Here is a 12590-nt window from a genome sequence, read left to right on the forward strand (position 1 = left end):
TGTGGAACGCGAGCTGCCCGTTCTCTCAACCTTCCTCGGCCATGCCAATGTTCGCGACACCTATTGGTATCTGTCGGCCACGCCGGAACTGATGAACCATGCCGTACGGCGATTGGATAAGCGTTGGGAGGTCCGGTCATGAGACACACGAACGACCTGCCCGTGCTAATCGAGCGGTGGTTTACGGATCGGCTTATGAAGCATCGAGGTGTAAGTTCCAATACCATCGCCTCCTATCGCGACACCTTCAGGCTCCTGTTTGCTTTCGCACAGACGCGCATTGGGAGATCCCCATCCCAGTTGACGCTGCGGGATTTGGACGCTCCTTTCATCGGCGCATTCCTGGAGGATCTTGAGACGCAGAGATCCGCCTCGGTGCGGACCCGGAATCTCCGCCTCACAGCCATCCGCTCTTTCTTCCGATATGCGGCGTTTGAGGAGCCGGCACACAGCGCCCACATTCAGCGTGTGCTCGCGATCCCCAGCAAGCGATGCGACAAGCGGCAGCTTCAGTTCCTAACCAGGCCCGAGATTGAAGCGATCCTGGACTGTACGGATCGAAACACGTGGCTGGGACGCCGCGATTACACTCTGCTATTGCTGGCCGCGCAAACGGGGCTGCGGGTCTCGGAGATCATCGACCTCGACCGAGACTCGGTAGTGCTCGGCCGCGGTGCGCATGTGCAATGCGTCGGCAAGGGCCGCAAAGAGCGAAGTACGCCGCTCACGAAGGTTGCACAGCAAGCCCTCCAGCGGTGGCTCAGGGAGCCAGGGAAGCGGGGGCGCAACGGCTCTCTTTCCGAATATGCACGGTGGCAGGCTCAGCGCGGACGGCGTGCAGGCGCTGCTGAACAAATATGTCGCCAAAGCACGTGAGCACTGCATCTCCCTTCGCTCAAAGCGGGTCTCGCCCCATGTCTTGCGGCACTCTGCTGCCATGGAGTTGCTGCAGGCGGGCGTCGACTGCTCCGTAATTGCCCTGTGGTTGGGCCACGAAGCGATGGAAACGACGTTGACCTATCTTCATGCACATCTCGAACTGAAGGAATCTGCACTCGCAAAGCTGAAGCCGTACGAACGCGCCAAGGCCGAGCGATTTCGACCAAGCGACCGGCTTCTGGAATTCCTGAACGCCCTCTGAGCATGAGAACTATGCCGAGTGCCAAACAACAGCGACCCGCCGAACGGGCCGGGAACGCACGGTTTGCTGCAAACAATAGAAGAGACACTCGGCATAGTTCGACGGTCGGCATAAACGTGCTTATGCCGCGCGCGGCATAATGCTGTCTGAAGGAGCGTGGCGATTGTCGCCCAGGTCCTGCCCCCGCCGTCGCTGCCGGCGAAGAGGGAGTTCTTTCGCGTAATTGTCTGGGGCCTGATCGCGCGCTCAACGATGTTGGAGTCGAGCTCGATGCGACCGTCGGTGAGGAAGCGTTCGAAGATGGAGCGACGCGAGGTAGCATAGCGGATCGCCTCGGCAAGCTTCGATTTGCCGGAGATCCGCGGCAGGGTTCTTTGCCAAAGGTCGAAGAGCTCATTGACGACGGCAGCAGATGTCTGCTGACGCGCCGCGGCACGAGCGTCAGGGCTTTGCCCGCGGGCAGTTTCTTCGACCTGCCAGAGCTTTGCCATCAGCTCCACCGTTTCGGTGGCGATCTTTGAGCTTTCCGAGGCGTGGAGCTCGTAGAACTTGCGTCTGCTATGGGACCAGCAGCCGGCCAATATCACTCCGTCATTGCCGCCGTCAGATCGGGCAAGCTTGTTGTAGGCGCCGTAACCGCTCGATTGGCACCGCCTCACACCGGCGATCTGCAGCTTTCCGGAGGCAGCGGCCTCTGGCAGGGCATAGATCGTGCCGTTTGAGGATCACACATTCAAATCAAGCCCGCACCTCAGACGTGTTTTCCGTTGAAGGCGGCCTTCCTGCCGTATCCATTTGCCGCCGATCATCGAATAAGAACCACGTCTGTCCAGAACGGCCTGTTGCCTGAATACCACGTTGAATAAAGCCATGGATTGCGCCCTCATCGCGGCTTGACAGCCGTCTTCGCGATCCTTAGCGAGACAGTATCGACACTGTCAGGGCCGGCAAGGTGAATTACTTCAGGCAACTCAAGATAGCAGTGCTTCATACGGGGACTGAGGCCGGAAGTGCGCTCGATCGAAATAACCGCATTGCGGTCTTTGCCTTTGCAATCCTTCCGGGGCTTTCGCCGAACTTTAACTCCTTCATCCTCCTCGCGTCGATGGTATGGGGCCTCTACTGTCTGGCCACGGGCCGCCTCGCCTTGAACTTGTCGAGATCCGACCGGCTGGTTGCCATTGGCATGTCGATCTACCCGCTGGTGATGATCGCCAGCATATTCATCAATCCCCCTTACTCCGAAGAACTGGACTGGATATTCCGGCTCCTGCCTTTCTTTTCGGTCTGGCTGATGTTGCCGCGAATGCGCCAATCTCCCGATGGCCGTCTCGTGCCGCTCTTTATCCTCGCCGCAGGCATCGGCATGATCGTCACCTTTGTCTTCAGTCTCCTGCAGATCATGTTTCTGATGGAGAGGGCCGAGGCTGGAACGTCGAACGCTGCACTGCTGGGCGTCATAGGCGTTCTTTTCGGCGGCATTGCGCTTCTCAACGTTCAATCTCCGAGAAGCGTGGAGCAAAGAATTGCGATATTGGGATATGCCGCCGGCCTAGGCTGCGTGCTGCTTTCGGGAACGCGTTCGGCCTGGCTGGTCATTCCCGTCCATATCGTCATCTTTCTCTGGTATTTTCGCAAACACAGCTTCCATCTGAGCTTGCGCAGCCTCGCCATTACCGGCTCCTTGCTGTTAGCCGGACTTGTCGCCCTGGGCAGCGGCCAGATCCTCAATCGCATCGAGGCGCTCCAGGGAGATCTGACAACGCTCGAACGCAGTGACGGCGAGATCACGTCGCTCAGTGCGCGGTTCGCTTTGTACAAAGGTGCACTATCAGCAATCCGTAAGGACCCCTTGACTGGTTATGGCCCGCAAAACCGGATGGCTTCGGTTCTGGCGGAACTTCCCGATAACATAAGGCCGCAGCTGCCCTTCTCGCATGTCCACAACGGTTTTCTGACCGCGGGAATCGACGCCGGCGTTTTCGGTATTGCGGCGCTTTCGCTGATGCTCCTGACGCCCGTGATAGGCGCGTGGAGAAAAGAACCCGGACCGGGCCGGGATCTCGCCATTGCGCTCGCTCTTCTGCTCGTCAGCAGCTACGTCATAACCGGCAGCTTTGGCATCATGTTCAATCAGAAGGCTCTGGATCCGATCTTCGCCTATATGGTCGCCCTTATTTGTGCGGACAGAGGCAGGACGGGCTTTATGCCTGTCGTTCGGAGCTAACGTCTGCAAACTCCGACGCTCTCAGGCCGCCGTATTGGTTTCAGCGCCGGTGAAGGCCAGATCAGAGACTTCACCCGTTGAGGAATAGCCGGAGACGAGCTCCGCCAACATCGCACGTGCCCCGACCATATCGTTCCGATCCAATACCGAATTGAGCGAGTTGAGCTTTTTCGAAAGATCCGGCCAGAAGAGGAAATCCTCGCGCGCCTTCATAATGCGAGGATGTTCGGTTGTTTCAGGATTGTCGCCGATCAAAAGTTCTTCGTAGAGCTTCTCGCCCGGCCTGAGGCCGGTAACGGAAAGCTCGATATCCCCTTCAGGATTGTCATCGTCGCGAAGGGTCAGCCCGGAAAGCTCTACCATCTTGCGGGCGAGATCGGCGATGCGCACGGGCTCCCCCATGTCGAGCAGGAAAACATCTCCGCCTTCGGCCATCGCACCAGCCTGGATGACGAGTTGCGAGGCTTCCGAAATGGTCATGAAGTAGCGGGTTATCTCAGGATGTGTCAGGGTTACGGGGCCGCCTTCCTTGATCTGCTGCCTGAAAAGCGGCACGACGGATCCGGACGAACCGAGAACATTCCCAAAGCGGACCATGGAAAAATTCGTTCGCATTCTGTCGGTTGTAGACTCTGCTGCGAGCGCCTGCAGAACCATCTCCGCCAGCCTCTTGCTAGCCCCCATCACGTTTGTGGGACGTACGGCCTTGTCTGTACTGATCAGCACGAAATTCGAAACACCGCATTTATTGGCCGCGCGAGCCGTGATCAACGTACCCATGACGTTGTTCTTGATGCCTTCCACGGCATTATGTTCGACAAGGGGCACATGCTTGTAAGCGGCCGCATGATAGAGCGTCTGAGGTCGCCAGCTCTGCATGATATGTTCCATACGATCCTGGTCGCGAACGGAACAAAGAATTGGGACGATCTGCAGATTTTCATGTCTGTACAGCTCGGCCAGCTTCTGCAATTCGGCATGGATATTATAAAGCGCAAACTCGTTCTGATCGAGGAGGATCAGGCTGGAAGGCTCGTTGCGCAGAATCTGGCGGCATAACTCACCGCCGATCGAGCCACCAGCACCCGTGACCATAACCACCTTTTTGCGCATCGCCTTGTCGAGCAACTCCTGCCGTGGTGAGACCGCCTCTCTCCCCAACAGATCTTCGATCTCCAGCTCACGGATGTCGGAGACGGCGATGCGCCCCTGAGCCAGGGCCGTGAGATCCGGCAACGTGCGAACATTGACCCGGGCTTTACGGATGTGCTCCAGGATTTCGTTGCGACGCTGCCGCGATGCAGATGGAAGAGCAAGAAGCACATTGTGCACGCCAAGAGCTTCGGCAAGCACCGGAAGATCCGAGGGGTCGTAGATCGGCAAACCACCCATGACGCCGCCCTTGAGACGCGGATCATCATCCAGATAGCCGACGACATTGAGTTCGGCACTGTTCATCAAGGCACCGGCCAGTTGCCGCCCGGCCGTCCCTGCCCCATAGATCAGCACCTTGGCGAGCATATTCTTGTGAAGGATGCGTTGGTAGGCATCCCCAAGCCAGTAGCGGATACTCAGCCTCGACAGCCCGATCGCAATCAACAGCAGGAAGGGCTGGAGGATGCCGACGGTTCTCGGAACACCCGGCACGCTGAGGGCGGTAAATATCGTCATGAAGGCGAAGCCGTAGATCGCAATCGCCTTCAGAACAGTAATGAAAGCAGCCATATTGGCATAACGGAAGATCGCCCGATACATGCCCATGACGATGAAGATGGGAAGTGCCATACAGAGCGAAACGAAGACCGGCAACCACTGGACGCCGGTCAGCACCGTCCATTCGTTCAGGCGGAAGCAATAGGCCAGCCAGATCGTCAGAACGCAAAAGCTGGAATCCACCAGCAAAGCCAGAGCACGTTTGGCAACCCGCGGCATCGCCAGCAGAGGGGCGACGAGCGCTTGCATCGGCATTAAGAACCATCCTGAGCGCGATGTCTCAGTGGGGGTATTTTCAGGCATTGCTTACCAGCGTTTCGCAGATCGATCGACACCACCTTCTTGTCATTTTCTGCAACGAGCGCAACTGAAATAATCGGAAACCAAGGTCTTCCGCACCGCTTATCTATCAGAAGTAGGTGGCTTAATGCCTTATTCCCTTACGGCGGATTACCTTCTCCGCCGTCATAAACAGGATGCTTATGTCGAGGCCGAGCGAGCGACGTTCGAGATATTCGATATCGAATTTTACCTTCTCCGGAATCGGCAATTCGTCGCGTCCGTTGATCTGCGCCCATCCCGTCAATCCGGGCAGGAGCTTGTCGACGCCATGGGCCGTCCGTAATTCTATTAGGTCGTATTGATTGTAGAGTGCCGGCCGTGGGCCGACGAAACTCATCTTCCCCTCGAGAATGCACCAGAGCTGCGGCAGTTCGTCGAGGCTGGATTTGCGCAGAAACGAGCCGATGGGTGTCAGAAACCGATCCGGATTTTCAAGCAAATGCGTGGCAACCGTCGGCGTGTCGACGCGCATGCTGCGAAACTTTGGCATCAGAAAGATCTGATTGAAACGGCCGACACGTTTTGACCAATAGAGGATTGGTCCGGGCGAGGTGAGGCGAACACATAGGGCGACGATGAGGATCGGAAGGAGCAGGATCACCGACGCAATCAAAGCCAGCAAAAAATCCACCGCCCGTTTCAAACCCATACTCCGAAGCTCCGCTCCATCGACCGACCATCCGCCGTTCACACTATCGCCTTGCCGTATCGTCAAAAAGCGTTTCGCGTCAACTGGAGGACATGGTGTTTTATCTGTGGGCATTCTTGGTTGATCATCGACCTGTCGCGCTCCTCCTGCCATGCCCAGTTTAGGTTCGACCACACTTCAAACCGGTCGGCTGCTTCCCCCGGGAGCGCTGGGTCTTTGCGCCCCCGCGGTTGGCAGCTTGTTTGACTGCGGGTCTGACATTCGTCCAGCAGGGCTCTTCATTCTGGCTGCTGATGGTGGCCCACCTGAAGGACCATTCCGCACGCCGTGTTGCGTCCGATGAAAGGCTGACGGAGGCCTGGATAAAAAGTATTACTTTTTAACTCCACGACTTGGTTTTACGGCGCTGTGAGACTATCTACATCCAGCCAACATCGTTGAGAGGTCCACAAGCGATCTTTCAGTGGGGACCTGAACAGTGGTCCAGAATAAGTTTTCGAAAGGATGTATCATGAAAGTCTCCGGCGATCTTCTCATCGGCGGCGCGGTTCTGCGGGGCGGCGCAGCCAGCTTTTCCGCCACCAATCCTGCCAGCGGCTCACCTATGGAACCGAGCTTTGCGGGAGCGACGAAAGATCAGGTGGAGCAAGCCACGGCTGTCGCCTGGGATGCTTTCCCCATTTATCGGGAGACACCGCTGGAGAAGCGCGCGCTTTTCCTGGAGGCAATTGCTGAGAACATTCTCGAACTCGGTGACGATCTGATCCTGAGAGCGATGGACGAAACCGGCCTGCCGCGTGGGCGTCTCGAAGGCGAGCGAGCGAGAACCGTCGGCCAGTTGCGCCTATTTGCCAAAGAGGTACGCAAAGGCACATTCCAAGAACTCCGGTTCGATCCGGCCGATCCCGACCGGAAGCCTGCACCCAAGCCTGATCTTCGTCTTCGCAATGTGGCTCTCGGGCCTGTGGCGGTGTTTGGCGCTTCGAATTTCCCTCTTGCCTTCTCCGTCGCAGGAGGCGATACGGCCTCCGCGCTTGCCGCCGGCTGTCCCGTTGTCGTGAAGGCTCATTCCGCTCATCCCGGAACGTCGGCGCTTGTCGGCAGTGCCGTCCAGCAGGCGGTCGCAGCAAGCGGCCTGCCGGCAGGAACTTTCGCCTTACTGTTCGACGCTGGTTTTGAGGTTGGACAGATGCTGGTCGCCGATCATCGGATACGCGCTGTGGGCTTTACGGGCTCCCGGCGCGGCGGAACCGCGCTGATGAAGATTGCGTCGGAGCGGAAGCAGCCAATTCCGGTCTACGCTGAAATGAGCAGCATCAATCCCGTCATCCTTTTCCCGAACGCCCTGCAAGACAACGCAGAAGCGATCGGGAAATCGTTCGCGTCCTCCCTGACCTTGGGAGCCGGTCAGTTCTGCACCAATCCAGGCCTTATCATCGCAATCGATGGCGGCGACCTCGACGTGTTCATCAAGGCTGCCTCAGCAGCTCTTCAGGAAACTCCGGCTCAAACGATGCTGACCGGGGGGATATGCGAGGCCTATCGGAAGGGTCTCGCCAGACTGTCGGCGTCGTCTTCCGTATCGCAGTTAGCGACGGGAAAGCAGGGAACGCCGCAACAGGCAGCGGCAGCCCTATTTGAAACGACCTCGGCCTCCTTCCTTTCAGAGCCCGAGCTTCAGGAGGAGATATTCGGCGCAGCAGGATTGATCGTGCGTTGCCGTGATGAAGCGGATCTGCGCCAGGTCGTGAACTCTCTGGAAGGTCAATTGACGATTGCTTTGCACGTCCACCAAGACGACTTGTCGAATGCTGCGCAAATGATTTCGCAGCTGGAACTTCTCGCCGGTCGTCTCCTCGTGAACGGGTTCGGCACCGGCGTTGAGGTTTCTCCGGCGATGGTGCACGGCGGGCCGTATCCGGCGACGTCGGACGGTCGGTCGACTTCAGTCGGCACTCTGGCAATCTATCGGTTTTTGCGACCGGTTTCCTACCAGGACTTTCCGGCCGAGTTGCTTCCGGCGCCGCTTCAAAGCATGTAGCCCCAGCATCGACGTTCTCACCAGCGGCCTATCTCATGAGGAAAACGAAACGGAGGGCGCTCGATCTTTTCTGGAAGCACCCTCCCCGGCGTGCGACCAACTATACATGAAGGACGTGGCCGGTCGGCCGAGATGCCCGACCGGCCCTCACCGCAAGTGCGAACTGATCGTCTCTTTAGACATTTTGTTAACTTCGTCTCACTTCGATCAACGGCGGGATTGAAACCTGCTTGCTGTCGTCACATCGGGGCAGACGGGGGATTGCGATCGCCTGCCGAATTCGTCGCGTTAAAATCCGCATCAGCAAAGGCGCGGTTCTTTTTGCTCGCTGCCGCGACAGAACAAAAAAGCGAATCCCGAAGAAGCGCACGCGGGAGCACGTATACTCTAGGAAAAATGTAGACATACTTTATTTTAGCGTCGTCTATTCCGGAGGATATGATGAAGATCACAAGACGAGCTTTTACTGCGGTGGTGGCAGGTGCCATCGCGACACCTTTGATGCAGGTTCGACCGGCTGGGGCGGCTGACAAGGTTGTGCGCATCGGCTACCAGAAATATGGAACTCTGGTGCTTCTCAAGGGCAAAGGGTTGCTGGAGAAGAAACTCAAATCGATCGACTACACCGTTGAATGGACCGAATTTCCGGGCGGTCCCCAGCTCCTCGAAGCCCTGAACGCTGGTGCTGTCGATTTCGGATCGACCGGCGAAACGCCGCCGATCTTCGCCCAGGCGGCGAACGCTCCCCTCGTCTACATCGCACACGAGCCGCCCGCCCCGCGCGGTGAAGCCATACTTGTCCCGAAAGATAGCCCCATCAAGTCCGTTGCCGATCTGAAGGGCAAGAAGGTCGCCTTCAATAAGGGCTCGAACGTGCACTACCTGCTCGTCAAGGCCCTTGAAGAAGCCGGTCTGACCTACGAGGACGTGGAACCATCCTTCCTCGCCCCAGCTGACGGCCGCGCAGCTTTCGAAAAGGGCGCGGTGGATGCATGGGTCATCTGGGATCCCTTCCAGGCCGCTGCGGAAGTGGCGATCGAGGCGCGAGAGCTCAGAAATGGCGAGGGCATCGTTCCCAATCACCAGTTTTATCTCGGCACGACTTCGCTGGTTGACGGCCATGCCCAGGCGATCGATGTCTTGATTGACGCCATTTCCGAGATCGACGAATGGACCAAGTCCGATACCGCGGCTGCGGCTGCGGAGCTATCACCGTCGGTCGGCATCCCCGAACCTGTCCTCGTCAAGGCGCTCGAACGTCAGTCCTACGGGATCAAGAGCCTGGATGACACCGTCGTCGCGCAGCAGCAGAGCATCGCCGATACCTTTTTCAAATTGAAGCTCATTCCCAAAGAGGTGACGATTGCGGACGTCGTCCGCAAGGGCAAGGCGTAATTCCCATCTTCAGGATTTGAGTACTGGCTCGAGCGAGAAGGTCTGGCCGCCTTCTCGCATGACATTCAGCCGGGACACCGAGCTCCGTGTGAAGCTGAGACGCGGTGCATTGGGAGGGGCCGCAAATCAGAATGCAGCCCTCTCAGTCGCGCGCCGGCGATCCGGCGCGGTTCGATCGTCTGGTTTGCGTGGAAAATCTAATTGGCGGCAGCCGTCTTGGCAGTCAAATCTCTCAGAAAATCATTGCACCAGCGAGAGACGTCATGTTCGAGCAGATGATCCATCATTCCCCGCCAGCGTTCTCGGCGTTCTTCGATTGACATGGTTAGTGCCCTGGCAAGGGCGTTGGCGGTGCCTTCGACATCATAGGGATTAACGAGCAGCGCACCTTTCAATTCGCGGGCGGCGCCGGCAAAGCGGGAAAGAACGAGTACACCCGGGCGATCGGGATCTTGCGCTGCGACATATTCCTTCGCGACCAGGTTCATTCCGTCGCGCAACGGCGTTACGAACCCGATTGTGGCAAGACGGTAAAGGCCAGCGAGCACATTTCTGCTGCTGGACCGATTGATATAGCGGATCGGCACCCAATCCACGGTTCCGATCGCGCCATTTACCCGGCCTGCCTGTTCAGCCACCATTCGCTGCATCTGCTCGTATTCCGGCACTTCGGATCGCGATTTCGGGGTAATCTGTAAGTATGTCACCTTGTTTTGATAGGCTGGATTGGTGGTGATGAAACGCTCGAAAGCGTCCAGGCGCTGGGTGATGCCTTTCGAATAGTCGAGCCTGTCGACGCCAATGATCAGGTCGCGGCCCTCGATGCTCTGGCGGGCCTTGCGGACCAGGATGTTTGCCGAGGCTTTGCCTGCAAGTTCAGCGAAAGCCGCGGTCTCGATGCCAATTGGGTAGGCAGCTGATTTGAATGTCCGTCCGTGCGAATCAAATAGGCCGTCGCCGAGGTCGTTGCCGATGCCCTCTCGCGTGAGATAGCCGGCAAAATTCTGAAGATCATGGTCGGTCTGGAATCCGAGAAGGTCGTAGTGCGACAATCCACGCATGATTTCCTCGTGCACCGGCATCGTGACGAGCACATCGGCTGATGGCCAGGGGATGTGCAGGAAGAAACCTATTCGGTTTTTCAGTCCTATCCGGCGCAGTTCCGCTGCCAGCGGAATGAGGTGATAATCATGTACCCAGATGACGTCGTCCGGCTCGATCAGCGGCGCTAGCCTCTGTGCGAAGAAGCGGTTGACGCGGAAATAGCCGGCCATTTCCTTGCGCCCATACTCTGCAAGATCGAGCCGATAGTGGCAGATCGGCCAGAGAACGCGGTTGGCAAAGCCGTGATAATATTCCTCGACGTCGGTATCGGTCAGGTCGGTCACGGCATAGGTGATGTTACCTTGCTGCCGCCGCGAGAGCATCTCTGGTTCTCGGCTCCCGCTCGACTTGCCCGACCACCCCATCCAGATACCGCCGCGCTCCTGGAGAGCGGCCTGCAAGGCGACGGCAAGACCGCCCGCCGGTGCCACGCCGTCTTTATCGGGAATCGGCACTCGATTGGAAACGACAACAAGCCGTGCCATTGCAAAGTCCTTTCATGGAATGTTCTAGCCTCGAATGGCCAATGATCCGATCAGTCCGCGAAGCTGCCGCATCGCGGGAGACCGAGACGCGCAGAACGCGAGTCGACGGATTGCTAGACTTACCTGTTTTGACTTCGCCAACCAATACTTGGTCAGTAACATCGTTGGTGATGACCTGCGAACTTCGGCCACACGCCTTCTGCCACAAGGCATGCGATCAGGCTAGCAGCATTCTAGCGCTTTGCGTCATCAATGTTCGCCGACGTGTTCGGATTTGACTTTTCAGTTTCGCGATCTTGGCTCAGCTCGTATCTGACATTCTGTCACGGCTGACGCCTCACCAGCCCCGCGGCACCGCAAGAAGACTTAGGCCGGCTGCTGCTGAAACTTTCGACCAACTGCTGGAGTGGCGCGACGACTCGGTCGGGCGCGCCAATCGATTGCTGTGGTTCAACCCGGCTGGATGGACTCGTCCGGCCGGGTTGAGTCTGGAGCTTTACTTGCCCATCATCTGCTTGGCGTTATCAGGCGTAATGGCGGTGGTATCGACCGTTACCGTCGCTGGAACCGACGATGCGCAGTCCAGCAATATCGACTTGGCCATGTCGATCGCCTCTTTCGCTCCTGTCGGATATGTGAAGGTCGCTGACCAGTCGCCCTTTGCGACTGCCTCGATCCCGCCTGCCGGACCCGGCAAGCCATCGGTGCCGATGATCTTCACGCTCTTACCGGCACCTTTCGCAGCAAGTAGCGCACCTGCCGCCATCATGTCGTTGCTGGCATAGACCATCTTGATGTCGGGATGAGCCTGCAGCATCGCGGCGAACGCGGTCTGCGCTTTATCCGGCAACCAGTCTGCTGCCTGTTCTGCCACGATCTGGATCTTGGAGTTGGCCTTCACGCCATCCTTGAAACCATTGAGCCGTTCGACGGCCGGTGTGGAACTCGGCAGCCCCTGCAGCACGGCCGCCTCGCCGCCGTCCGGCAGAAGCGTCTTGCTCGTATATTCGCCGGCGGCCAACGCGATCTTGTAGTTGTCTCCTCCGATGAAAGCTGTGTAGTCCTTGCCAGCCTCACCGTTCGTCTTGCGGTCAAGTTCGACGACCGGGATACCCGCGTCCATCGCCCGCTTGACGGCGGGCGTAAGCGGAGCCGCCTCGAAAGGCGAGATCAACAGAAGGTCAACCTTTTGGGTGATGAAATTGTCGACCTGCGATGTCTGGGTGTTGACGTTGCCCGCCCCGTCAGCGATCTGCAGCGTGAACTGCGGGACTGCCTTGGCGGCTGCCTCTAGTTCATCGTTGACGTGCTGGCGATAGGGCTCCGCATTATTGGCCTGCGAGAAGCCGATGACGAACTCGCCATCCTTGGCGCAAGCCTTCACCAGCGGATCGGCAGCGTGAGCCACGCTGGCAATAGCAAGGCATGAGCCGGCCAGGAGTGCCATGCGTCCGGCATGCGACAGTCGAAGTGCATTCTGTGTCATTACTTTC

At 58.0% G+C, this 12590-nt stretch carries 7 protein-coding genes and 3 pseudogenes; 5 read left to right on the plus strand and 5 right to left on the minus strand.

Going from position 1 to position 12590, the window contains the following annotated elements; all coding sequences use genetic code 11:
• A pseudogene (locus ELH03_RS38175) lies at positions 1-142 on the plus strand (tyrosine-type recombinase/integrase); the annotation flags it as partial.
• A pseudogene (locus ELH03_RS29675) lies at positions 139-1141 on the plus strand (tyrosine-type recombinase/integrase). The pseudogenes ELH03_RS38175 and ELH03_RS29675, both read left to right, overlap by 4 nt.
• A gap of 140 nt (positions 1142-1281) precedes the next feature.
• Here ELH03_RS29675 and ELH03_RS29680 read toward each other — a convergent pair.
• Positions 1282-1788: pseudogene (locus ELH03_RS29680) on the minus strand (IS66 family transposase); the annotation flags it as partial.
• Positions 1789-2093: 305 nt separating this feature from the next.
• Between ELH03_RS29680 and ELH03_RS29685 the strand changes: the two are divergent.
• A complete protein-coding gene (locus tag ELH03_RS29685) occupies positions 2094-3368 on the plus strand; it encodes an O-antigen ligase family protein (protein WP_130765959.1) in 1275 nt (424 codons plus the stop codon).
• Positions 3369-3389: 21 nt separating this feature from the next.
• Here the strand turns inward: ELH03_RS29685 and ELH03_RS29690 are convergent, their stop codons facing one another.
• Together ELH03_RS29690 and ELH03_RS29695 are read right to left on the minus strand one after the other, a co-directional pair.
• Complete coding sequence (locus tag ELH03_RS29690) at positions 3390-5384, minus strand: polysaccharide biosynthesis protein (RefSeq protein ID WP_130767395.1); 1995 nt, start codon at positions 5382-5384, stop codon at positions 3390-3392.
• 121 nt (positions 5385-5505) lie between these two features.
• Complete coding sequence (locus ELH03_RS29695; protein WP_026188787.1) at positions 5506-6072, minus strand: sugar transferase; 567 nt, start codon at positions 6070-6072, stop codon at positions 5506-5508.
• 511 nt (positions 6073-6583) lie between these two features.
• Here ELH03_RS29695 and ELH03_RS29700 point away from each other — a divergent pair.
• Positions 6584-8113: an aldehyde dehydrogenase (NADP(+)) gene (locus tag ELH03_RS29700; RefSeq protein WP_130806845.1), complete on the plus strand. Its 1530-nt coding sequence runs from the start codon at positions 6584-6586 to the stop codon at positions 8111-8113.
• A 441-nt stretch (positions 8114-8554) separates the two neighbouring features.
• On the plus strand, positions 8555-9508 hold the full coding sequence (locus ELH03_RS29705) for a sulfonate ABC transporter substrate-binding protein (RefSeq protein ID WP_130767397.1): 954 nt from the start codon (positions 8555-8557) through the stop codon (positions 9506-9508).
• Positions 9509-9705: 197 nt separating this feature from the next.
• Here the strand turns inward: ELH03_RS29705 and otsA are convergent, their stop codons facing one another.
• Complete coding sequence (gene otsA, locus ELH03_RS29710; protein WP_128401809.1) at positions 9706-11097, minus strand: alpha,alpha-trehalose-phosphate synthase (UDP-forming); 1392 nt, start codon at positions 11095-11097, stop codon at positions 9706-9708.
• Positions 11098-11593: 496 nt separating this feature from the next.
• A complete protein-coding gene (locus tag ELH03_RS29715; protein WP_128401810.1) occupies positions 11594-12583 on the minus strand; it encodes a substrate-binding domain-containing protein in 990 nt (329 codons plus the stop codon).
• Positions 12584-12590 lie beyond the last annotated feature (7 nt).

This window comes from Rhizobium beringeri (assembly GCF_004306515.1).
GTDB classification, from domain to species: Bacteria; Pseudomonadota; Alphaproteobacteria; order Rhizobiales; family Rhizobiaceae; genus Rhizobium; species Rhizobium beringeri.

Bases quoted from the DNA above. Each gene is read 5' to 3' on its own strand.
- ELH03_RS29690 (WP_130767395.1), bottom strand. From the start codon at position 5,384: ATGCCTGAAAATACCCCCACTGAGACATCGCGCTCAGGATGGTTCTTA.
- ELH03_RS29695 (WP_026188787.1), bottom strand. From the start codon at position 6,072: ATGGGTTTGAAACGGGCGGTGGATTTTTTGCTGGCTTTGATTGCGTCG.
- ELH03_RS29700 (WP_130806845.1), top strand. From the start codon at position 6,584: ATGAAAGTCTCCGGCGATCTTCTCATCGGCGGCGCGGTTCTGCGGGGC.
- ELH03_RS29705 (WP_130767397.1), top strand. From the start codon at position 8,555: ATGAAGATCACAAGACGAGCTTTTACTGCGGTGGTGGCAGGTGCCATC.
- otsA (WP_128401809.1), bottom strand. From the start codon at position 11,097: ATGGCACGGCTTGTTGTCGTTTCCAATCGAGTGCCGATTCCCGATAAA.
- ELH03_RS29715 (WP_128401810.1), bottom strand. From the start codon at position 12,583: ATGACACAGAATGCACTTCGACTGTCGCATGCCGGACGCATGGCACTC.